The organism is Rhodoblastus sphagnicola, from assembly GCF_002937075.1.
Lineage (GTDB): Bacteria > Pseudomonadota > Alphaproteobacteria > Rhizobiales > Beijerinckiaceae > Rhodoblastus > Rhodoblastus sphagnicola.
This window is the reverse complement of record NZ_NHSJ01000045.1, coordinates 26,350-47,417: the sequence shown is the minus strand read 5'-3', so window position 1 is coordinate 47,417 and position 21,068 is coordinate 26,350. Positions and strand designations below refer to the sequence as shown.

General features: G+C 65.6%; 24 protein-coding genes and 1 pseudogene. 14 read left to right on the top strand and 11 right to left on the bottom strand.

Annotation, left to right across the window (positions count from 1 at the left end; all coding sequences use genetic code 11):
• Nucleotides 1–65 precede the first annotated feature (65 nt).
• The 3 genes from CCR94_RS07405 to CCR94_RS07395 all read left to right on the top strand — a co-directional run bounded on the left by CCR94_RS07405 (nucleotide 66) and on the right by CCR94_RS07395 (nucleotide 1,856).
• Nucleotides 66–764 (top strand): protein-disulfide reductase DsbD domain-containing protein, encoded by a 699-nt coding sequence (locus tag CCR94_RS07405; protein WP_158254658.1) that lies wholly within the window; start codon nucleotides 66–68, stop codon nucleotides 762–764.
• The gene (locus CCR94_RS07400; RefSeq protein ID WP_104507240.1) at nucleotides 761–1,507 is read left to right on the top strand and encodes a 16S rRNA (uracil(1498)-N(3))-methyltransferase; all 747 of its coding nucleotides are present in this window, start codon (nucleotides 761–763) and stop codon (nucleotides 1,505–1,507) included. The genes CCR94_RS07405 and CCR94_RS07400 overlap by 4 nt, the downstream gene beginning before the upstream one ends.
• Before the next feature lie 73 nt (nucleotides 1,508–1,580).
• The gene (locus CCR94_RS07395) at nucleotides 1,581–1,856 is read left to right on the top strand and encodes a hypothetical protein (protein WP_146089887.1); all 276 of its coding nucleotides are present in this window, start codon (nucleotides 1,581–1,583) and stop codon (nucleotides 1,854–1,856) included.
• Here the strand turns inward: CCR94_RS07395 and CCR94_RS07390 are convergent.
• From CCR94_RS07390 to CCR94_RS07380, 3 genes are all read right to left on the bottom strand, one after another.
• On the bottom strand, nucleotides 1,850–3,250 hold the full coding sequence (locus tag CCR94_RS07390; protein ID WP_104507238.1) for a glutamate--cysteine ligase: 1,401 nt from the start codon (nucleotides 3,248–3,250) through the stop codon (nucleotides 1,850–1,852). The genes CCR94_RS07395 and CCR94_RS07390 overlap by 7 nt on opposite strands.
• A gap of 182 nt (nucleotides 3,251–3,432) precedes the next feature.
• Nucleotides 3,433–4,212 (bottom strand): DUF937 domain-containing protein, encoded by a 780-nt coding sequence (locus CCR94_RS07385; protein ID WP_158254657.1) that lies wholly within the window; start codon nucleotides 4,210–4,212, stop codon nucleotides 3,433–3,435.
• A 119-nt stretch (nucleotides 4,213–4,331) separates the two neighbouring features.
• On the bottom strand, nucleotides 4,332–6,197 hold the full coding sequence (locus tag CCR94_RS07380) for a monovalent cation:proton antiporter-2 (CPA2) family protein (RefSeq protein WP_104507236.1): 1,866 nt from the start codon (nucleotides 6,195–6,197) through the stop codon (nucleotides 4,332–4,334).
• Nucleotides 6,198–6,346: 149 nt separating this feature from the next.
• On the opposite strand from CCR94_RS07380, the gene ispH reads away from it, so the two are divergent.
• The 3 genes from ispH (at nucleotide 6,347) to cobT (ending at nucleotide 9,470) form a co-directional block, all read left to right on the top strand.
• Complete coding sequence (gene ispH / locus CCR94_RS07375; protein ID WP_104507265.1) at nucleotides 6,347–7,306, top strand: 4-hydroxy-3-methylbut-2-enyl diphosphate reductase; 960 nt, start codon at nucleotides 6,347–6,349, stop codon at nucleotides 7,304–7,306.
• A 192-nt stretch (nucleotides 7,307–7,498) separates the two neighbouring features.
• Nucleotides 7,499–8,347, top strand: a complete 849-nt coding sequence (locus CCR94_RS07370) for a tRNA nucleotidyltransferase (protein ID WP_104507235.1) — start codon at nucleotides 7,499–7,501, stop codon at nucleotides 8,345–8,347.
• Nucleotides 8,348–8,453: 106 nt separating this feature from the next.
• On the top strand, nucleotides 8,454–9,470 hold the full coding sequence (gene cobT / locus CCR94_RS07365; protein ID WP_104507234.1) for a nicotinate-nucleotide--dimethylbenzimidazole phosphoribosyltransferase: 1,017 nt from the start codon (nucleotides 8,454–8,456) through the stop codon (nucleotides 9,468–9,470).
• A gap of 63 nt (nucleotides 9,471–9,533) precedes the next feature.
• Here cobT and CCR94_RS07360 read toward each other — a convergent pair whose 3' ends face one another.
• On the bottom strand, nucleotides 9,534–11,003 hold the full coding sequence (locus tag CCR94_RS07360; RefSeq protein WP_338052975.1) for a sensor histidine kinase: 1,470 nt from the start codon (nucleotides 11,001–11,003) through the stop codon (nucleotides 9,534–9,536).
• 214 nt (nucleotides 11,004–11,217) lie between these two features.
• On the opposite strand from CCR94_RS07360, the gene CCR94_RS07355 reads away from it, so the two are divergent.
• The 4 genes from CCR94_RS07355 to CCR94_RS07345 all read left to right on the top strand — a co-directional run bounded on the left by CCR94_RS07355 (nucleotide 11,218) and on the right by CCR94_RS07345 (nucleotide 13,573).
• Nucleotides 11,218–11,829, top strand: coding sequence for a glutathione S-transferase family protein (locus tag CCR94_RS07355; RefSeq protein WP_104507232.1), 612 nt, complete (start codon nucleotides 11,218–11,220; stop codon nucleotides 11,827–11,829).
• A 1-nt stretch (nucleotide 11,830) separates the two neighbouring features.
• Complete coding sequence (locus tag CCR94_RS07350; RefSeq protein ID WP_104507231.1) at nucleotides 11,831–12,502, top strand: uracil-DNA glycosylase family protein; 672 nt, start codon at nucleotides 11,831–11,833, stop codon at nucleotides 12,500–12,502.
• Nucleotides 12,503–12,604: 102 nt separating this feature from the next.
• Entirely contained in the window at nucleotides 12,605–12,826 is a 222-nt protein-coding gene (locus CCR94_RS24460) for a hypothetical protein (protein WP_146089886.1), read from the top strand.
• 15 nt (nucleotides 12,827–12,841) lie between these two features.
• Nucleotides 12,842–13,573 carry a DUF1614 domain-containing protein gene (locus CCR94_RS07345; RefSeq protein WP_104507230.1) on the top strand — a complete coding sequence of 244 codons (732 nt, stop codon included), beginning with the start codon at nucleotides 12,842–12,844 and terminating at the stop codon, nucleotides 13,571–13,573.
• A gap of 76 nt (nucleotides 13,574–13,649) precedes the next feature.
• Here the strand turns inward: CCR94_RS07345 and CCR94_RS07340 are convergent, their stop codons facing one another.
• The 5 genes from CCR94_RS07340 to CCR94_RS07320 form a co-directional block, all read right to left on the bottom strand.
• Complete coding sequence (locus CCR94_RS07340; protein WP_104507229.1) at nucleotides 13,650–14,819, bottom strand: DNA cytosine methyltransferase; 1,170 nt, start codon at nucleotides 14,817–14,819, stop codon at nucleotides 13,650–13,652.
• Between the two features lie 54 nt (nucleotides 14,820–14,873).
• Nucleotides 14,874–15,131 (bottom strand): hypothetical protein, encoded by a 258-nt coding sequence (locus CCR94_RS07335; RefSeq protein WP_104507228.1) that lies wholly within the window; start codon nucleotides 15,129–15,131, stop codon nucleotides 14,874–14,876.
• 75 nt (nucleotides 15,132–15,206) lie between these two features.
• Nucleotides 15,207–15,653, bottom strand: coding sequence for a DUF1178 family protein (locus CCR94_RS07330; protein ID WP_104507227.1), 447 nt, complete (start codon nucleotides 15,651–15,653; stop codon nucleotides 15,207–15,209).
• The gene (gene grxC / locus CCR94_RS07325) at nucleotides 15,650–15,916 is read right to left on the bottom strand and encodes a glutaredoxin 3 (RefSeq protein ID WP_104507226.1); all 267 of its coding nucleotides are present in this window, start codon (nucleotides 15,914–15,916) and stop codon (nucleotides 15,650–15,652) included. The genes CCR94_RS07330 and grxC overlap by 4 nt, the downstream gene beginning before the upstream one ends.
• A gap of 68 nt (nucleotides 15,917–15,984) precedes the next feature.
• Complete coding sequence (locus CCR94_RS07320) at nucleotides 15,985–16,803, bottom strand: ComF family protein (RefSeq protein ID WP_184421678.1); 819 nt, start codon at nucleotides 16,801–16,803, stop codon at nucleotides 15,985–15,987.
• 85 nt (nucleotides 16,804–16,888) lie between these two features.
• Between CCR94_RS07320 and CCR94_RS07315 the strand changes: the two genes are divergently transcribed.
• On the top strand, nucleotides 16,889–17,752 hold the full coding sequence (locus CCR94_RS07315; protein WP_104507225.1) for a methyltransferase domain-containing protein: 864 nt from the start codon (nucleotides 16,889–16,891) through the stop codon (nucleotides 17,750–17,752).
• Nucleotides 17,753–17,833: 81 nt separating this feature from the next.
• Here the strand turns inward: CCR94_RS07315 and CCR94_RS07310 are convergent, their stop codons facing one another.
• Nucleotides 17,834–18,349, bottom strand: a complete 516-nt coding sequence (locus CCR94_RS07310; RefSeq protein ID WP_104507224.1) for a disulfide bond formation protein B — start codon at nucleotides 18,347–18,349, stop codon at nucleotides 17,834–17,836.
• Between the two features lie 2 nt (nucleotides 18,350–18,351).
• Complete coding sequence (locus CCR94_RS07305; protein WP_104507263.1) at nucleotides 18,352–18,933, bottom strand: YqaA family protein; 582 nt, start codon at nucleotides 18,931–18,933, stop codon at nucleotides 18,352–18,354.
• Nucleotides 18,934–19,163: 230 nt separating this feature from the next.
• On the opposite strand from CCR94_RS07305, the gene CCR94_RS07300 reads away from it, so the two are divergent.
• From CCR94_RS07300 to CCR94_RS25635, 3 genes and pseudogenes are all read left to right on the top strand, one after another.
• Nucleotides 19,164–20,468, top strand: coding sequence for a DEAD/DEAH box helicase (locus CCR94_RS07300; protein ID WP_206605795.1), 1,305 nt, complete (start codon nucleotides 19,164–19,166; stop codon nucleotides 20,466–20,468).
• Nucleotides 20,459–20,530: pseudogene (locus tag CCR94_RS26575) on the top strand (hypothetical protein); the annotation flags it as partial. The gene CCR94_RS07300 and the pseudogene CCR94_RS26575, both read left to right, overlap by 10 nt.
• 72 nt (nucleotides 20,531–20,602) lie before the next feature.
• Nucleotides 20,603–20,758, top strand: a complete 156-nt coding sequence (locus CCR94_RS25635) for a hypothetical protein (RefSeq protein ID WP_206605794.1) — start codon at nucleotides 20,603–20,605, stop codon at nucleotides 20,756–20,758.
• Nucleotides 20,759–21,068: the final 310 nt, after the last annotated feature.

The following is a 21,068-nucleotide window of genomic DNA, read 5'->3' as shown; positions in this document are numbered from 1 at the left end:
GGATGGACGCGCAAAGAAAACCCCCGGCGATTCTTTTTGTTCTCATAATTTCGGCGCTGGCGCCCTTGCCTGGGCAAGCCGGCGCCGCGCCGGTCGCCGACGCGCAACTGATCGACGGCGGCCTGGCGTCCTCCGGCCGTTACGCCGGCCTGCGCATCCGCCTGCCCGGCGACGCCCTGACCTACTGGCGCGATCCCGGCGACGCCGGCGTCGCCCCAAACTTCGATTTCTCGAAATCCGACAATCTCGGTTCGGCCGAAGCTTTGTTTCCGGTTCCAGCGCGCTTCGACGAGGCGGGGTTTCAAGCCATCGGCTACAAGCATGAGGTGGTTTTTCTGCTGCGCCTGAGCGCAAAAGACCCGGCCGGGACGATCGGGCTGGCGGTCGCGGTGGATTACGCCGTTTGCGCGCAGCTCTGCATTCCCGCCCATGCCGATCTGCGCCTCGATCTGCCGCCGCAGGGCGTGGCGCCCCCCGGTTTCGCCGAGTATTTCGCGCGCATCCCGCGCCCGCTGGATGCGCGGGAGACTTCAGGCTTCGCTTCGGTCGCGCGCGCCGGCGCGGCGCAATGGTTTCTGCGCACAACAACGGGGGTGACCGACGTGTTTGTCGAAGCGCCGGCGGGCGTTCACGTTGAGAGCCAAAGAACGCCGGAAGGCGTTCTGCTCACTCTCGACCAGCGGCCTGCATCCGACGCGCCGCCTTCCCTGCGTTTCACACTGGCTGGCGCGGCGCCGGTCGAGTTTTCACTGGACTTGAAATGACCCGTCTCGATTTCACCTCCCAGCGCCTGTTCGTCGATGCGCCCTTGAGCGAAGGCGCGCGGGTCGAACTCAGCCGCGAGCAGGGCAACTATCTCTTCAACGTGCTGCGCTTGAGCGAAGGCGCGCGCCTGCTGGTCTTCAACGGCCGCGACGGCGAGTGGCGCGCCCTGGCCCATGCGGCGAAAAAGGCGGCGACGCTGACGGTCGAGACGCGCACGCGCGAACAGGAGTTTTTGCCGGACGTGGACTACCTGTTCGCGCCGCTGAAACACGCCCGGCTCGACTATATGGCGCAGAAGGCGGTGGAAATGGGCGCGCGGCGGCTGCGCCCGGTGCTGACCCGGCGCACCCAGGCCAGCCGGATCAATCTCGACCGCCTGCGCGCCAACGCCATCGAGGCGGCGGAGCAATGCGGCATCATCGCCCTGGCTGAAATTTTCCCCGAGGAGAAGCTCGATCGCGTGCTGGACCAATGGCCTGATGATCGCCTGCTGATTTTTTGCGACGAAGCCGCCGCCATCGCCGATCCCGTCGCGGCCTTGCGCGCGGCGGGCGCCGGTTTTGAAAAATTCGCCGTGCTGATTGGCCCGGAGGGCGGGTTCGACCAAACCGAACGCGCCCGATTGCGCGAATTGGCGCCGGTCGCGCCGTTATCGCTGGGGCCGCGCGTGTTGCGCGCCGATACCGCGGCGGTGGCGGCCTTGACCCTGGTTCAGACGGTTCTGGGAGATTTGGCGGGCTGACCCCGGCGGGGAGACGCGCCGACATGATCTCGCCATCTTGTTGCGTTGAAACATGAGCATGAATGCTGTCCGCATGACTGCCCTTCCGCTACGCAAATTGCTCGCCTGCTCAATGCTCGCCTGCTCAGCCCTTGCCTTCTTCGCCGCGCCCGTTCTCGCGCAGGACCATGGTCGCGTGCGGCTCGAAAGCGGCCTGCGTGCGGGTCTGGCGACCGACGCGCGCAGCCTGTTTGCGGCGCCGCTGCCTCCAGGGCCGGATTTCAGCCGAAGCGGTTCACGCGCCGTCAGCGCCTACGCGCCCGAACAGCGCGTGCGGCTGAAGCAGATGAATTTTGTCGGCGATCAGTAAACGCAGTCGATAAACGCGCGTTTGATGTCGCGGCCCCAGCCCCCCGCCGAAACGTCGCCGTGGTAGAGGGCGAGCCTCCGGCTGGCGAGAGTCTGGGCGCTGGCGGCAATCTCCTCCAGCGGTTCCAGATAAATGGCTTCGTCGCGGCCGGACGCGTCGACGCGGGCGCGCCGCTCCAGCCCTTGACGCGCCAGCGGCAGGATTTTCCGCGAGAGATCGAGCAGGCTCATCCCCGCGACCCGAGCCGCCAGGCCCTCGCGCGGAACGGCGCCGCGAAGAGTCTGGCGGTCTTCGTCGCTCCAGTGCTTAACCAGATCCCAGGCCGCTTCGCTGGCTTGCGCGTCATAGAACAGCCCCGCGCAAAAGGCGGTGAGCGCCAGAATATGGCTTTTCGGCCCGACATCGGCGCCGCGCATCTCGATATAGCGCTTCAGCCGCACCTCCGGGAAAATGGTCGAGAGGTGATTGGCCCAGTCCGACATGGTCGCGCGCTCGCCCGGCAGCGCCGCGAGCCTGCCCGCCAGCAGGTCGCGGAACGAAGCGCCGGCGACATCGTGATAGACGTCGCCGCGCTTGACGAAATAGAGCGGCACGTCCAGCGCGTAATCGACAAAGGCTTCAAAGCCCATGCCTGACTGGAACGCGAAGGGCAGCATGCCCGTGCGCGCCTTGTCGGTGTCGGTCCAGATTTGCGACCGCATCGACTGAAAACCGTTGGGCTTGCCGTCGGTGAAGGGCGAGTTGGCGAACAAAGCGGTGATCAGCGGTTGCAGGCTCAGGCCCAGGCGCAACTTGGCCACCATGTCGGCCTCGGAGGCGAAGTCGATGTTGGTCTGCACCGTCGAGGTGCGGAACATCATGTCGAGGCCGTAAGAGCCGACCTTTGGCATGTAGCGCGCCATGATGCCGTAGCGCTGCTTGGGCATGACCGGCGTTTCCGCGCGCGGCCACAGCGGGCTCATGCCGAGATCGAGGAAGCCGATGCCGCAGCTTTGGGCGGCGGGCGCCAAGGCGGCGAAATGGGCGTCCAGTTCGGCGGCGGTTTCGTGGGTGTTGTCGAACGGCGCGCCGGACAATTCAAACTGGCCGCCGGGCTCCAGCGAAATCGCGCCGCCGCCGATCGGGTCAAAAAGCCCGATCAGCGCGCCCTCGTCCTCGATTGGCTCCCAGCCCTGCGCCACGCGCAAGGCCTCCAGCAGGGAGGAGATGCCGCAGGTCGCGCAATCCAGCCTCCCGCCATAGGGCACCGGGCGGTCGTCGATGCGGTAGAAGGGAATTTTCTCGTGTTCCGTGCCGATGCGGAACGGACCGTTGGGCTTGGAGCCGGCCTCGAACCAGCCAACCAGTTCGTCGCGCGACGAAATGACCTGTTCATCGATAACGTCGCGGGCCATGAAACTCTTTCGACACGTTTTCCCAAGGCGCGGAACTTCGGGGCGACGCCCCGACATTCCGCATGAAAGCAAAGGCGCCGGCGAGCGCCGACGCCTTTACGCCACTGCCCTTAGATAAAGCGTGGCCGCGATTTGCGCAATCTTGCATCGACGCAAGCCAGACTTGCGTCGGATCCGCCCGTTCAGCGCTTGGCGAAAATCTGGCCAAGCACGCCCTGTAGCGCTTCGGACGCCTGCGACGACTTGAGCAGATCGCCAAGCGCGGTAAGGCCGGTTTGCAGATCGGCGCCGACCGAGGCCGCCGCCGGTTCGGGCGCGGGCGCGGCGACAGGGCCAGGGGAAGGCGTGCGCGCAGGCGCGATTTTTCCCTTGAACAGCGCGCCGAACAAGGCGTTGAACAGCGGGTTGACGATACTGCCGACGGCCGCGCCCGGCCCAACGCCCTTGACCTTCTGGGTGTTCGAAACTTCGGGTTTCGGTTCTTCCGCGTCAACCTCCGGTTCGACGGGCGCGACGCCGACTTGCGCCGCCGAACCGAATCCGCTTTCCGCCAGAACCTTGGCGACGCCGCCCGCGACGACGGAGGCGACCGTGGACGCCAATGCGCTCAGGGTGGTCGCGTCGATTCCGGTTTCGGTCGAGACGTGGCTGACGATCTGGCCAAGCCCCTGCGCGCCGAAAAGCTGGTTGAGAAGATTCTGGCCCGCTTCCGAGGCTTGCGGCGTTTGCGCGGCGGCCGGATCGGCATAGGCCTGCTGGTGTGTTGGGTCGTTGAGGGCCTCGATCACCTGGCCGCGGGTTTCATCGCTTTGAATATGATTGTGCACGCCCTGCGCGATGGCGGAGGTCAGCGAATCAATCGCGGCCTTGGTCTGTTCCGAAGAGAGGCCGAACTGCTGGGCGAGGTTGCCAACGACTTCGCCGCCATGCGCGGCCTGAACAAGGGAAGGAAGATCAACCATTTGCGCCTCTCGAGCCATTCATAGGCGTTCTCTACTTGAACGTTGCGCTGCGACGTTAGCGCAAAAAGAAGCCCTTGACGAGCATCGCGGGCGCGACCTTGCGACAAGGCGCCAATTTGTCACAACTTTTTAAGGTCGCCGCTTTCCACGATGTCCTGGCTCTCCTTGGTGAGGCCGCGCGACTTGCCTGCGGGCTTGACCAGCGGTTCAGGCGAAAAGCGCGGCTGGTCGGGCGGCAGATAGGGCGGCGTCGGGCCGCCGGCCTGCTGGATCGCCAGACGGTCTAGGTCGCGGCTGCGCGCCGCCTCGACGCCTTCGCGCGCGCGGTCGGCGTCGCCGGTCAGTTCGCTGAGCGCGGCGCCGCCGAAGGCGAAGGCGGATTCCAGCGTGTCGCGCATCTGGAAATCGACGCCGCGTTCGAGCAGGTCGATGGCGTGGATGCGGTCATAGGCGCGCACGAAGATTTTCGCGACGGGAAAGTGCTCTCGGCACAGGTCGACGATCTCATTGGCGGTCTGGCGCTCGCCGACGCAGACGGCGATGATCCTGACTTCGCCGGCGCCGGCGGAGCGCAGCACATCGAGCCGGCAGCCGTCGCCGTAATAGACCTTGAAGCCGAACCGGCCGGCGTTGCGGATGCGCTCGACGGAGGTGTCGATCACGGTGACATCGATGCGTTCGGCGAGCAGCGGCTGCACGGCGATCTGGCCGAAGCGGCCGAAGCCGACCACCAGAATCTTTCCACGCCGGGCCTTGGGAATGACCGGCGGCGGCGCGTCGGGCTCATCGGGCGGCGCAGGCGCGGGGGCGAAGCGCGCGACCAGGAAATCCGTTGATTTCGCCAGGAACGGGCCGACCACCATGGCGATGGCGGCGAGCGCGGACAGCAGGCTGGAATCGGCGGCGGGAATCAGCGCGGTCTGGGCCGCGAGTGGAAAAATGGCGAAGGAAAATTCGCCCGCCGGGGTCAGCACGCCCGCCGCGCTCAGCGATTCCCGGCTGGAAGAGCCGTTGAGCCGAAACAGGGCGAACATGATCGCCGTCTTCACCACCAGCAGCGCCGCCGAGGCGCCGGCCAGCCAGCCAATGTGCTCGACGATGAGATGCTGGTCCACCGACATGCCGACGGAGATGAAGAACAGGCCCATCAGCAGGCCGCGAAACGGTTCGATATCGGCTTCAAGCTGGTGGCGGAAATTGGATTCCGACAGCAGAATCCCGGCGAGGAAGGCGCCGAGCGCCATGGACATGCCGACCGATTGCATCAGCACGGCCGCGCCGAGCACGATGAGCAGGGCGGCGGCGGTGAGAATTTCGCGCGCGCCCGTGCGCGCCAGCAGGCGGAACAATGGATTGAGCGCCCAGTGGCCGGCGAGGATGACGAAGGCCAGCGCCGCGAAAGCCTTGGACAGATCGATCAGGGCGTCATGCATGGCGCCGGTCAGCGACGAACCGTCGCCGAAAAAAGGAATGGCCGCCAGCAGAGGCGCCACGGCTATGTCCTGCGCGAGCAGCACGGCGAAGGCGCGGCGGCCATAGGCGGTCTGCGCGTCGCCGCGCTCCTCCAGCAATTGCATGGCGATGGCCGTGGCCGAAAAGGCCAGGGCGACGCCGGTCGCGACCGACCCGAACGGACTCAGGCCCAGCAGCTTCCAGGCGGCGAGGCCGATCGGCAGCGCGGTGAGCGCCATCTGGCTCACGCCGATCAGGACGATGTCGCGGCGCATGGCGCGCAGCCGCGCCGGCTTCAGCGACAGGCCGATCAGGAACAGCAGCAGCACGACGCCAAGCTGCGAAATGTTCAGGGTCAGGCGCGGGTCGGCGACCAGCGCCAGCCCGGAGGGTCCGATGATCATGCCCGCCGCGAGATAGCCGATCACCGACCCCAGTCCCGCGAGGCGGAACAGGGGCGCGAAGATCACCGCCGAGGCGAGCAGGATGAGGGTCGGAACGAGGAAGGAGGTCTCGCCGGTCAGATCTTGCATGGAGATTGGGTTGCTGGGCGCGGTCGAATCGCCGCCTGCATGGCTTAAAGCGAGAACTGGGCAAAAGGGGGGCGGAGCGCGCCGCGACCAAGCTTCCGCTTGACACCGACCCGCGCCCCGCTGAAAACAGGGCCAAATACGAGGACGCGATGAGCCAGAAGCCGACCCTGAAAATCCTCCTTTGCGCGCCGCGCGGTTTTTGCGCGGGCGTGGTCCGGGCGATCAATGTCGTCGAACAGGCTCTGTCCAAATTCGGGGCGCCGGTCTATGTGCGTCACGAAATCGTCCATAACCGTTACGTCGTGGACGCTTTAAAGAAAAAGGGCGCGGTCTTCGTGGAGGAACTCGACGAGGTGCCCGATGGCGGCCAGCCCGTGGTGTTTTCCGCCCATGGCGTGCCGAAGGACGTGCCCGCCGAGGCCGAACGCCGCAACCTCCTGGCGATCGACGCGGCCTGCCCGCTGGTCAAGAAGGTGCATCTCGAAGCCGAGCTCCACTATCGCCGCGACTTGAAAATCATCCTCGTCGGCCACAAGGGACACCCGGAAGTGGTCGGCACCATGGGGCAATTGCCGGAAGGCTCGGTGATTCTGGTGGAGAGCGCCCAGGATGTCGCGGCGCTTCCCTTTTCGCCGGACGACGCCCTCGCCTATGTGACGCAGACCACCCTGTCGATTGACGACATGGCGGCGGTGGTGGCCGCGTTGCAGGCGCGCTATCCCAACATCATCGGACCGCACCGGCAGGATATCTGCTACGCCACCACCAACCGCCAGGCGGCTGTGAAGGCCATCGCCGACAAAGTCGACGCCTTTGTCGTGGTGGGGTCGCCCAATTCATCCAATTCGCAGCGGCTCAGGGAAGTGGCGGAGCGCAGCGGCTGTCCGACGTCACAACTCGTGCTGCGGGCGGGCGACCTCGATTGGTCGAAGCTTGAGAACATCCGCTCCCTGGGCGTCACCGCCGGGGCCTCCGCGCCGGAAGTGCTGGTGGAGGAAATCCTCGACGCTTTCGCGGAAAAGTTCGAGCTGGATATCGAGACCGTGACCACCGCCACCGAGGATGTCTCGTTCCCGCTGCCGCGCCAGCTTCGCGAAGAGGTCGCCTGACCCCGCGGATCGCAAAGCGATCTCGCGCACGGATCGCGCAGCGATCTCCCGCGGATCGCGCAGCGATCTTGCGTTCTGGCAAGGCGCTTGCAAGCGACCGGGACAGTCCGAGTCCTGAAGGCGATCTTTGGAAGCGATACTTGGAAGCGATACTTGGAAGCGATCCCTGGAGGCGATCCCTGGAGGCGATCCGTGAACGTGCAATCCTTCGCGCAACTGCATCCGGGTCTTGGCCTGCTGCGCCATGTCGCCTTGCTCGCCGAGGGCGATGGCGCGCCCGACCAGGATGAACTCGAACTTCTCGCCGAACGGATCGACGCGGGTTTTCTGCTCGACACGCCGCCTGAAAGCATCTGGCCGGAGTTTTCGCGCGGGCTGATGGGCCCCGCGCCTGGACGCATGCTACATTATCTCCATGAAATCGGCGCGCTGGAACAGATTCTGCCCGAGGTCGCCGCGCTGCATGGCGTGCCGCAAATCGCCGCCAAACCGGCCAGCGTCGATCTCGGCGCCTTGATCGAGGCGGCGCTCGACGAGGCGGCGAAAATCGCGGCCCCGCTGTCCGCCCGGTTCGCCCTGCTCGTGAAGGATGTCGGCAAATCCGATTCTCCCAGGGAGCATCTGCCGGCGCATTACCGGCATGTCGAGCGCGGCGCGCCGCGCATTCTCGCCATCGCGGCGCGCCTTGACGCGCCAGCGGATTGCCGCGCGCTGGCCTTGCAGGCCCTGCTCGAATGCGAACGCGCGCACCGCGTCACGAAAATGCGCGCGGGCCCGGTTGCGCTGCTGCTCGAACGCAACGGGGCGTTCGACGCGCCGGAGCGTTTCGAAACCTTCATGATGGTGTGCGCGTGCGATTATCGCGCCTATCCCGGCCACTCCGGCGCTGATTATCCCAAGGCGGCGCTGCTCGACGCGGCGCGCCAGGCCTGTGTCGGGCTCGAATGCCCAGATGACCCCGACGAAAGCGCGCTGGAGGCGCTGCGGGAGGCGCGCGGCGTCGCGATCGCGCGCGCCCTGCGGTCCTGTCGCGAAATGTAGCTGCGACCTTGACCGACATCAAAAGCCCCCGCGTTTGCGCCGGAGCATTTCCCTTTGCGCGCTCATGTTTTAAGAGCGGCGCATGAGTCCCAATGCGCGAGCCGACATGTCCAGCGACCTTCCCTTCGACGCCTTCAACATCCTGATCAAGCAGATGCCGGGGCCGTCAGCCCGGGCCGTGGCGGCGGTGCGCGCGCGCGACGCGCAACTGACCAAGCCGCCGGGCGCGCTGGGCCGCCTCGAAGAGATCGTGGAATGGCTCGCCGCCTGGCAGGAAAAGGAACGTCCCACCATCGAGCGCCCGACGGTCGTCGTGTTCGCCGGCAATCACGGCGTGACCGCGCAAGGGGTCTCGCCCTTTCCCGCCAGCGTCACCGAGCAGATGCTGAAGAATTTTTCCGCCGGCGGCGCGGCGGTCAACCAGATCTGCGCCACCTGGGGGGCGGGACTGAAAGTGTTTGAACTGGCGCTGCAAATCCCGACCAAGGATTTCTGCGAAGCCCCGGCGATGGACGCGCGCGAATGCGCGGCGACGGTCGCGTTCGGCATGGAGGCGATCGCCGGCGGCGCCGACTTGCTCGTGCTCGGCGAAATGGGCATTGGCAACACCACCTCCGCCGCCGCCATCTATCACGCGCTCTACGGCGGCGCGGCCTCGGATTGGGTGGGGCGCGGCACCGGCCTCGATGACGCCGGGCTGAAGCGCAAGGTTTCGGCGGTGGAGCGCGCCGTCGCCCTGCACAAGCCCGATCTCACCGACCCCTGGGAAGTGCTGCGGCGGCTCGGCGGGCGCGAGATCGCGGCCATGGCCGGCGCGATTCTCGCCGCGCGCCAGGAGCGCATCCCGGTTCTGCTCGACGGCTATGTCGTCTGCTCCGCCGCCGCGATCCTGCACGCCATCGATCCGTCGAGCCTCGACCATTGCCTCGCCGGCCATCTCTCGCCGGAGGGCGCGCACGCCGAAATTTTGAAGCGCTTCGGCAAGAAGCCGCTGCTCGACTTGGGGATGCGTCTCGGCGAGGGCTCGGGCGCGGCCCTGGCGATCGGCCTGGTCAAGGCGGCGGTGGCCTGCCACCGCGACATGGCGACTTTCGCCTCGGCGGGCGTGGATAACAAGGCGTAAGCAAGCGGCCATGCTGCCCTGGACGATCAGGCCCGCGAGGAGCCCTCAGTCCGCCAACCCGACTCAGGCCGCGCCGCGCAGACCCTGCCTGCGCTCGGCGTTGACGGGGGCTTCCATCTGCGGCAGCGAGTTCATCACCCGCTCCGGCGGCAGGATGACCAGCACTTCCGTGCCCTCGCGCAGTTTCGAGCGCAAGGTGAATGTGCCGCCGTGCAACTCGACCAGCCCCTTGACGATGGGAAGGCCGAGTCCTGTGCCTTCGTCGGCGTTCTTCTGCGCCATCGAGCCGCGTCCGAACGAGGACATGATGATGGGGATTTCGTCTTCCGGAATGCCCGGACCGTTGTCGCGCACGGAAAAATACTGGCCGCCGACCTTGGTCCAGCCGACCTTGACGATGACCTGGCCGCCGGGCGGCGTGAATTTGATCGCATTGGTCAGGAGATTCAGCACGATCTGGCGCACCGCGCGCTCGTCGGCCCAGATGCGCGGCATGTTGGGCTCGACCACATCGGTCATGGTCACCTCGCGCTTGCGGGCGCGCAGCGTCAGCAGGCGCAGGCAGTCGTCGATCACGCCAGGCAGCGAGACCGATTCCTCCTTCAACTCGTAGCGGCCGGCCTCGACGCGCGACAGGTCGAGGATTTCATTGATGAGCCTCAGCAAATGCTCGCCGCTGGAATGGATGTCGTTGGAATAGTCGCGATAGGCCGCAACCGCATGGGCGCCGAACAACTCGCTCTTCATCACTTCCGAAAAACCGAGGATGGCGTTCAGCGGCGTGCGCAATTCATGCGACATGGTGGCGAGGAAGCGGGATTTCGCCAGGCTCGCCTCTTCGGCGCGGCGGCGCGCCTCGTCGGAATTGGCCTTGGCCTGCTCCAGTTCGGCGATCAGCATGTCCTTTTCCGATTGGAACGCCAGCGAATCGACATGGCTGGCGTAAATGCGGCGGGCGAGAATCACGAAATAAAGCAGGGTGGAGCAGGCGAGCAGGGTGAGCGGCGCCACCGGCCCCTGCAAGCTGGTGGGCGACATGTAGAACACCACGCCTGCGGCGAGCGGCGTGAGGACGGCGTAAACCGCGCCGGGCACGAAAGCCGCCACCACGGTATGGATGGCCGCCGCCAGCATGAACACCACCATGACATAGGTGGTCGCCCAATGGTCGTTGACCCCCGCCATGAGAATGGCGAACGAGGCCCAGGCGACGCCGTTGACCGCTTCGGCGAAGGTGAAGCGCGCGTACCAGGAGCGGGCGTCGAGATCGGCGCGGTTGAGTTTCAGGAAGCGGCGAGCGAGCAGGCAGGCGAGCGCCAGCGCGCTCAGCGTGAAGCTGAGCCAGATGAGAACGACCAGCGTGGGCAGCCACAGCGTCGTCATCGCCGCTATGGCCTGGCAGAGCATGATTTGGGGCAGAATCGCCGCCATGCGCCCTTCCGCGTAGAGGCGCAGCAGTTCGATATCGAAATTTACATTGCCGGCGCCGGCCGAACTCAGTTTTTCCCGCGCTTCCCGCAGGCGATTGGCCATGCGCCGTCGTTCGGTCGAGCGCCCGTCGAACCGGCCGCGCGCGATCATATCTGCCGTGACATTCTCCATACCGACGCGAACCAGACACACTCAAGAAACCGTTCATCGACCATGGGCGAAAATGCTTAAGGATCGCCTGCCGCCCGGTTAGAAATGGAAGACCATCCACGGCGGACGGGCGGCGGCGCCCTGCCTTGGCGAACAGGAGGCGTTCGTGAAGCTCTATGATTCCCCCCATGCGCCCAATCCCCGGCGGGTGCGCATCTTTCTGGCCGAAAAGGGCGTCTCGCTCCCCATGGTCAGCGTCGATCTCGGCCGACTGGAGCAGAAGGGCGCGGAGTTTTCGGCCGTCAATCCGCTGCGACGCACGCCGGCGCTGGAGCTGGACTCCGGCGAAATCCTCACCGAATCCGTGGCGATCTGCCGCTACTTCGAGGAACTTTATCCGCAACCGCCGCTGTTCGGCCGCGACGCGCTGGAGCGGGCGCGGGTGGAAATGTGGCAGCGCCGCATCGAATTTGAGTTTTTGGCGCCGATCATCCATGCCTTCCGCCACAGCCATCCGGCCATGCGGGAGATGGAGCAGCCGCAAATCGCCGAATGGGCGGAGGCGAACAAGCCGCGCGCCGAAAGATTCGCCCGTTTCCTCGACGCCGAACTGGCGCAACGGCGCTATATCGCGGGCGATGTCTTCACCATCGCCGATATCACCGCGCTGGTGGCGGCCGACTTCGCCAGGCCGGCGCGCATTGCGTTTGCCGACGACCTCGGGCATTTCGCCCGCTGGCGCGCGGAGGTGTCGTCCCGCCCGAGCGCGGCGGCCTGAGATGGACGAATGCGCGGCGCAACCGACGTCGCCCGCGGCGGCGGATCAACTCGCCGCCTTGGTCGAGCGGATCGGCGCCTGCCGCATCTGTGTCGAGCACCCCATCGGCGCGCCGCTGCCGCATGCGCCGCGCCCGGTGGTGCGGGTGTCCGGGACGGCGCGACTGCTGATCGCGGGTCAGGCGCCCGGCGCGCGCGTTCACGCCAGCGGACTGCCCTTTGATGACCCTTCGGGCGACCGCCTGCGGGACTGGCTGGGGCTTGACCGCGAACGGTTCTACGATGTGTCGCGTGTGGCCGTCGCGGCGATGGGTTTCTGTTTTCCGGGCTATGACGCGCGCGGGGCCGACCGACCGCCGCGTCCCGAATGTCGCGCGCGCTGGCATGACGCCTTGTTCGCGCTGATGCCGCAGGTCGAACTGGTGGTTGCCGTGGGGCGCGCCGCGCAGGATTTTCACGCGCGAAGATTGGGACGCGCTTATGACCGCAAGGCGCTCATGGCGGAATGCGTGCGGCATTTCGCGGCGGGGCGGGAGGCGGCGCCGCGCCTCATCGTCCTGCCCCATCCCTCCTGGCGCAACACCGGTTGGCTCCGGCGCAATCCCTGGTTTGAGGCCGAAGTGCTGCCAGAGCTTAAGCGATCTGTTGAAAAAGTGATTAAATTTACGGCTTGACCTAAATTTGGGCTGGACATGCTGCGCTGCGGTAATAATATAAAAGTTAAATCTGCTGCGGTTTAACGTCGCGCCAGAAAAATGCGAACGAGAGCCATTGTCATGATCACTGGTGAAACAGTTCGCCTGAAAACGGCGTCGCCTCTCGCGAGACGCCTCAATCTTCCGAGAGAGGCCGTGGGGGCGGTGATGTGCCGTTACAGCCTTTTGCGCGGCGGACGGTCCGCACAGAAGCTTGATGTGCAATTTGGTCCCGGACTGGTCGTGTGGGGCGCGCCGGCCGAGGCGTTCGAGCCGGCGGTGGGTGAAAAAGCTTCCGCCTGAGTGTCACGAGGCCTCATGGCCGCCCATTCGGCCTATCTCCATTACATCCCGCTGGCGTGGCCTTTCTTGGCGATTCTGGCTCTCTGCCTCGGGCTGTTGCTGCTGCTCGTTCAGATCCGCATCCTGCGTTTCGCTTATATGAGTCTGGGCGTCTCCTCCGGTTGGGCGCTGGCGCTGCTCGCCGCTTCGCTGCTTGGCTCCTCCATCGACATTCCCATCGCCGAATTGTCCGGCGGCGATCTTGTCGCGCCGGGCGACGTGTCCTTCCTGGGCATGCGCTATCCGGTTCCCGAATTTATCGACGAACCCGGCGTGGTCCTCGCGATCAATGTCGGCGGCGCGCTCATCCCCACGCTGCTTTCGCTTTATCTGATGGCCACGCGGGGGATCTGGGGCCGCGCGCTGGTCACGACCGCCGTGATCACGGTCATCTGCCACATGCTGGCGCAGCCCGTTCGCGGCGTCGGCATCGCCCTGCCGATCTTCGTTCCCCCCATCGCCGCCGCTCTGGTCGCGGCCATCGTGTCGTGGGAGGAACTCGCGCCGCTGGCCTATGTCGGCGGCAGCCTCGGGGTGCTGCTGGGCGCCGACGTGCTCAACCTCGGCCTGCTGTCGACGCTCGGCGCGCCGGTCGCGTCGATCGGCGGCGCCGGGACTTTTGACGGGATTTTCGTCACGGGCCTGCTCGCGGCGCTGCTCGCGAGCCTAAGCAGGATTTCCGAAAAGTGGCCTCCGGTTTTCGGATAAAAATCCTGCTCAAACAAAGAACGCTAAGCAAACATTCGTTGGCGAGCCAACGAATGTTTGCTTAGCGCGGAGGTGATTATTCCGCCGCCTCAAGTCGCGCGTCGCCGTCGAGCAGGGGCGCGAGCAAGTGTTCGGCGAGATGGCGGATGACCGGGACGCAAAGGCCGTCGCCGCAGAGCTTGTACGCCAGGGTCGCGTTGCGCGGCAGGATGTAGCTGTCCGGCAGACCCATCAATCGCGCCGCCTCGCGCGGCGACAGCAGGCGCGAGCGCACGGTCTCGCCGTGAACCTCCAGCAGAATCTGGCGCGACGAGCCCCCGCCCGGCGTGCGCAGGCAGCCAGCCACGCCATCGAAGCGGACTTCCGCGCGTTGCGCCTTTTGTCCATGTTCGTCGATCCGCGTGCGCCGGTAGACGGCGCCGACGGCGCGCCGGCCCGAGGCCTGAACCTCCCGGATTTTTTCGAGATGGGCGGGCGCCATCAGGTCCAGCAATTTTTTCGTCGCGGCGGGCGGGCGCCACAGCGCCTGCTTCGGCTCGACTTCAAGAAGATCGATCAATTCGGTATTGCGCCGCGCCGGTTGCGGCAGGCGCCACCACACCCATCGCGCCGCGAGTTCCGGCGGCAGTTTCGCGTGCGCGGCGATCAGCGCCGGCGGCGTCCAGAACTTTTCTGGCGCGGCGCCTGAGCGGACCGAAGCGTCCTGCATCGCGTCGGCGCGCGCGGCGACGAAGAACACGCGGGGCCGCGACTGCGGGGTAAAATGCCGAGCGTCGAGCACAAAGGCGCCGGTGCGATAGCCCAGATCGCTCAAGGCCGAGACAACAGCGCAAAAATCGCGTCCGCCATGGGAGGTGAGAACGCCGGGAACATTTTCCAGCACGATAAGTTTTGGCGCGCGGCTTTGCGCCGACAACGCGCGCATCTTGTCGTGGAACAGCCAGAAGGCGCCGGAGCGCGTCCTCACTTCATCCTGCGCGGCGCCCATGCCCTTGCCATTGCCGGCAAGCGACAAATCCTGGCAGGGAAAGGACGCCCAGGCGAGATCGGCCGCGCCCGACAATTGCTCCGCCCGCACCTTGGCGAGATCGCCGCAAAAAAATTCTTCATCGCCCCAGTTGGCGCGGTAGCTCTGGGCTTTTTCGGGATCGAAGTCATTGGCGAACAGGCAGGTCCAGTCGGACCCGAGTCCGAGCCGCGCCATGCCGCCGCCGGCGAAGAATTCGTAAAACGTTTTTCCGGCCATGTCTCGCGCGAAGGGATGAGCGAATCAGCTTTCCCATCAGGTCACAGGCGCCGCTCAGGCGCCAGCCCCGGGCCGCGCTTGCGCACAGCAAGCCTCGATAAAACCGCGCGCCGCCTCGTTACGCCACACCACGCATTCGAAGGCGCGACGCTCGGCCGTGCGGCGTTTCTCGCCGCCGTCATATTCGATCAGGGCCGCGCGCTCCTCGTAGGCGTCGCGCAGGTCATCCGGCAGAAGGTTCAGCCAGAGTCGCCAATCGGTCGGCAGGGGGCGTCCGCCGCCGGGATGCAGGGTCAGGGCGCTGCGGGCCAATCACGCCTCCTCTTCGCGCTATCACTGCAATGTTCATACTTTGTTCTTACCCCGAAATCAAGGCCTCCTAACGAATCACCCGAGTTTTTCGGGCAGGATCGGCACGGGCATGATGGCGACGCCGTCCTCGATCAGGGCGCGGGCCTCTTCCAGCGAGGCCTGGCCGCGAATGGCGCGGTCCGGCGCCTCGCCGCCGTGAATGCGGCGCGCCTCGTCGGGGAATTTCTCGCCGACATCCACTGTGGAGGCGACGATCTTCTCGTGCAGCTCGCGCGCCAGCCGGCGCAATTCGCCGCCGGAATCGCTGACCAGCGCCACACTCTGCTTGATCGGCTCGACGTGCTTTTGGCCACGATCCGTGCGCGCGACCGCCGGGGCCATCACGCCCTTGCTGACCTTGACGCTGTTGCAATGGGGACAGGCCACCAGATCGGCGTCGATCTGGAATTCATAGGACTCGTTGCTGGCGAACCAGCTGTCGAACTCATGTCCGTTATCGCAGACAAGGGTGAAGCGGATCATGGCGCCAAGCCGGTCAAGAGGGGGGTGAGGGCGCCCTGCGCATCGAGCGCGTAAATATCGTCGCAGCCGCCGATATGCCGGCCGTCGATGAAGATTTGCGGCACGGTGGTTTGACCATGGGCGCGCTCCGTCATCTTGCCGCGCAGAATCTGGTCGCCGTCCACGGCAATCTCCGTGAAAGCGACGTTCTTCTCGGCCAGCAACATTTTCGCGCGCATGCAATAGGGGCAGGTCGCGGTGGTATAAATCTCGACTTTCGGCATAGGCGGCAACGCTCTCCCGCGCGCTCTCGATCTCGCGCCGATCTCCTGAAGCTCGGCGTTTACAGCGGCTATATAGACTCGTTTCGCGTTTCTGTCACAACTCTTGCGAAGACCAAAGCGTCCACCCGCTCCGCCCCGGCGCGCAGCAGGACGCGGGCGGCCGCGTTCAAGGTCGCCCCGGAGGTGGCGACATCGTCCACCAGCACCAGGCGCCGGCCGGCCAACTCGCCCTTTCGGCGCGGATCAGCCGCGAAGGCCCCCTGCATGTTCAGGGCGCGCAACCTGCGGTTCAAGCCGACTTGCGGCGGCGTCGGTTTTACGCGCGACAGCAGGCCGGTTTCCACGGGCGCGCCGCAATGCCTGGCGATTTCCCGCGCCAGGGCGGCCGACTGGTTGAAGCGGCGTTGCGCCAGGCGCCGGGGATGCAGGGGGACGGGAATCAGCAGGTCGGCGTCGTCGAGCAGCTCCGCGCCGGCCCGCGCCATCCAGCGGCCCATCGGCGCCGCGATTTCGTGCCGGTCGCCATATTTCAGCCGGTGAACCAGCGTGCGCGCCGGCCCCTCCTCGAAACAGGCGACGGCGCGCAGCCGCGAAAACACCGGCGGATCGGCCCGCGCTTCGAGCGACACGGTCCGGCCGCTCTCGTCCGCGCCGAGACTGGCCTCGAACGGCGTCCCCAGCCGCTCGCAATAAGGCCTTTCGATGAAGCGCACGGCGCGCCAGCACGCCGCGCACAGACCGCCATCGGCGGCGATGGCGCGCCGGCAGGACAGGCAGACGGGCGGATAGAGCAGGTCGAGCGCCAAAGCGCGGACGCGTCTGAACAGGCCGGCGCGCTTGATCGCGTCAAGGCCGGAGGCAAGCAGGAGGCGCGGGCCGTGCGACATGGCGTCATGTCTAACACCTTTGGACCGGGTCGGTTGGCGCGGGGACAGCTTTTGACGCGAAAAAACTTCGGGCGCATAAAGGGGCGTGTCAGCTCCGCCGCAAATTTTCGATCGCGCCCTGTTGCGCCGCCGCCTCGCCCGCGCCGCGCGCGGCCCTTGCGATTTTCTGGCGAACCGGGTCGCGGAGGATTTGGTTTATCGGCTTTCCGGCGTCTCCCGCGCCTTTCCGCGCGCTCTGGATTATGGCTCGCCGCATCCGGCGGCGGCCAGGGCGCTGTCCGGCCGGGGGCGAACGCTCTTGCGCGCCGCGCCCAGCCGCGAAACCGCAGCAGGCGCCGATCTCGTCCTCGACGAGGAATTCTCGCCCTTCGCGCCCGAAAATTTCGACCTTGTGTTCAGCGCGCTGTCGCTGCAATGGGTCAACGACCTGCCCGGCGTGTTCGCCCAGATACGCCGGAGTCTCGCGCCGGACGGCCTGTTTCTCGCGGCCATGGTCGGCGGCATGAGTTTTCTGGAGCTGCGTCATTGTCTCACGCGGGCGCAGGAGGAAATTGAAGGCGGCGCCAGCCCGCGCGTCTTTCCCTTCGTCGATCTGCGCGATCTCGGCGGCCTGCTGCAACGCGCCGGTTTCGCCCTGCCGGTGACCGATTGCGACGCCATCGCCGTGCGCTACGACGACATGTTCGCCCTGCTGCGCGACTTGCGCCAGATGGGCGCGACGAATGTTCTCACGGCCGGCGCGCGGCGACCGTTGAAGCGATCCGTGCTGTTGCGCGCCGCCGAACTGTATCAGACCGATTTCGCCGATCCCGACGGCCGCATCCGCGCCACCGTCGAAATCCTGTGGCTGTCCGGCTGGGCGCCGCATGAAAGCCAGCAAAAACCGCTGACGCCCGGTTCGGCGCGGGCGCCGCTGTCCAGCGTGCTCGGCGACAAGAGCCAGATCTAGCTTTTTGACGCAGCGCTAGAGCCTATTCCGATCCGATTGAATCGGATCGGGGCTCTAGTTTTTTTGTTTTTACGCGTTTTCTTAACGCGAACTGGCATCCACTTCGCTGGAAAACGCTCTAAGAGCCGCGACCGCCCCGAGGGCCGATGAGACAAGGAAATTCCAGAAGGCGAGCGAAAGCCCCAGGATTTTCAGCGCGGGTTCGTCGCAGCGCACCACTTTTACCGTCTGCAACTGGCGCCGGAAGTCTTCCATCGTCGCCGGCTTGACGAAATCGCCGGTGCAATCCGTCGGACCGGCCCAAAGCTTCCACTCGACCCCCGCATGATAAAACGCCAACGCGGCATTGGCGGCGAAGATCAATGCGAGCAGCGCGAGGGCGGTCCTGGCGGCGGCCGGCGGCGCGTTGCGGGCGAGGAAAATCGCCGCCGCCGCGACCGGCAAGGCGGCATAGAAGGCGTAGCGCTCCTTCAGGCACAATTCGCACGGCTGAAAACCCAGCGATTGCAAGGTCCAGGCGGCGATCAGCGTAAGCGCGGCGGCGACGAGAATCAGGCTCGCCGCCAGCAGGGTTTTAGGGCGATCGCGCGAGGCCATGGTCACGCCATCCGCGCGGCCATGTAAAAGCCGAACACGACAATCGCCAGCAGGCCAGCCATGAAGGCGCCGAAATGCTTTTCCAGGAAATGACGGAAGAAGTCGCCGAACGTGTTCATCGCCGCCGCCAGGAGAAAGAAGCGCGCGCCGCGCGTGACCAGAGAAAGCGCCATGAACAGAGCGAAATTATAGGCGAGCAGACCGCTGACGATGGTGACGAGCTTGAAGGGGATGGGGGTCATGCCCTTGACGAGGATGAAGGCCCAGCCCCATTGCGCGTAAAAGGCGCGCAGCGCGTCGATTTTTGACGCATAGCCGTAGAGATTGATGATCCACTGGCCGAGGGTGTCATAGAGCAGCGCGCCGATGGCATATCCGGCGGCGCCGCCCAGGACGGAGGCGACGGTGCAGACGGCGGCGTAAAACCATGCCTTTTGCGGCTTGGCCAGCGACATCGGCAGCAGGATCAGGTCCGGCGGCAGCGGAAAGAACGAGCTTTCGGCGAAGGCGACTCCGGCGAGCGCCCATGTGGCGTGGCGGCTCTCGGAGAGGGAAATCGTCCAGTTGTAAAGTTTTTCGAACATCCTGATGCCGCCGCCCTTCATGATTGGCGCCCTCTTAACATCGGCGGGCGGCGCTGACCACCGCGATGGTTCAAACTTTGCGCGGGCTACGTGGACGGCCGCGTTGGCAAGGCGTTTTTTAATTTTGAACGCGCAGGTCGGCGTCTCATTTCGCTATGCCGGCGTCTCCCGACGATCCAAAAATCCTTTGGATCGAAAATCCTTTGGATCGATGACGCGGCCATTCGCTTTTGGTCGCGTCGCGATTTCGCACATTTCCAAATCTGGAGTCGCGAGGATCACAGCAGAAACGTCGGCGCGAGGCGCCGGCCACAGGCCCGCATTATCCACCGGGATTTGCGCGCGCGTCGCGCAAGGCCGACAAGGAATGGAAAGCTTTTGTCGCGCGACTGAACGCGGCGGACTCGCGCCAGCCGCAACCGCCGACCACGCTTCAGGCCGAGCTGCGCGATTACCAGCTTGAGGGCTTCCAATGGCTGTCGCGGCTGTCGCATTGGCAGGCGGGCGCCTGTCTGGCCGATGACATGGGCCTGGGCAAGACCGTGCAGGCGATAGCGGTGATGCTCGAACAGGCGCCGCACGGCCCCTGTCTGGTGATCGCACCCACCTCCGTCTGCCACAATTGGGAGAAGGAGCTGAGCCGGTTCGCGCCGAGCCTCGCCGTGCTCAAGTTCGGCACGACGGCGGGCCGCGCCGAAATCGTCTCCGGGCTCAAGGCGATGGATGTGCTGGTGATCAGCTATGGCCTGCTGCATCAGGAGGCCGACCGGCTCGCGGAAATCGGCTGGCGCATGGTGGTGTTCGACGAGGCGCAGGCGATCAAGAACGCCGACACCCGCCGCGCCCAGGCGGGACAAAGGTTGAAGGCCAATTTCCGCCTCGCCCTGACCGGCACGCCAATCGAAAATTATCTCGAAGAGCTGTGGAGCCTGTTCAATATCATCAATCCCGGCCTGCTCGGCTCGCGCGAGCGCTTTGTCCGCCGTTTCGCCACGCCGATCGAACGCAACCGCGATTCAGCCGCCTTGCAGGCCCTGCGCGCCCTGATCCGGCCTTTCATCCTGCGCCGCGTCAAGAGCGCCGTGCTGGCTGAATTGCCGTCGCGCACCGAGGTCACGCTGGAGATCGACCTGCCCGACGAAGAGCGCGCCTTTTACGAGGCGATGCGGCTGCGCGCGCTGGAAGCGCTGGCGCAACTCAACGAAGGCGGCGGCAAGCCCGGCCAGAACCGCATCCATATTCTCGCGGAAATCACCAGATTACGCCGCGCCTGCTGCCATCCCGGCCTGGTCGATCCCGAGACCGTGCTGCCCGGCGCCAAGCTCGAAGCCTTTCTGGAGTTGGTCGAGGATTTGATCCGCAACCGCCACAAGGCGCTGGTGTTCAGCCAGTTCGTCGGCCAGTTGGAGCGGGTCGCCGAGGTCGTGCGCAAGCGCGGCATCGCCTTCCAATATCTCGACGGCTCCACACGCCGGCGCCGGAACGCGCCCGACGCGTCGAGGCCTTTCAGGCCGGCGAGGGCGACCTGTTCCTGATCAGCCTCAAGGCGGGCGGCTCGGGCCTCAACCTCACCGCCGCCGATTATGTCATTCATCTCGATCCCTGGTGGAATCCCGCCGTCGAGGATCAGGCCAGCGACCGCGCCCACCGCATCGGCCAGTTGCGTCCGGTGACGATCTATCGCCTGATCGTCAGCGACTCCATCGAGGAAAAGATCCTGGACCTGCACCGCGCCAAGCGAGACTTGGCCAGCGATCTCCTTGAAGGCGCGGAAATGAGCGCCCGCCTCACCGACGAGGACTTGCTGAACCTGATCCGGGGATGAAACGCATGGGACGGGCTTCAAGCGCACAGACAGCCTTCACCGTTCCTGTCACGGCGACCTTTCAATAGTGACGATTCAATCTCGTGCGTGTTCGTAGTTTGACCCCACATGACGCGCCACTCAGGATGGAACTTTGACCACCTTATCGGGGAACTGGCAGCATCATGGCGGTGGGGGACGCGGACGCGAAAAGCCCCGTCCTGTGATGGACGAGGCTTGTTTGATAACGATGGTTGCGGGGACAGGCAACCATCTCAAATTGCTGTTTGAAGCCAAAGCGTGACAGTCCCGCCCCAACCCGCAAAGACCG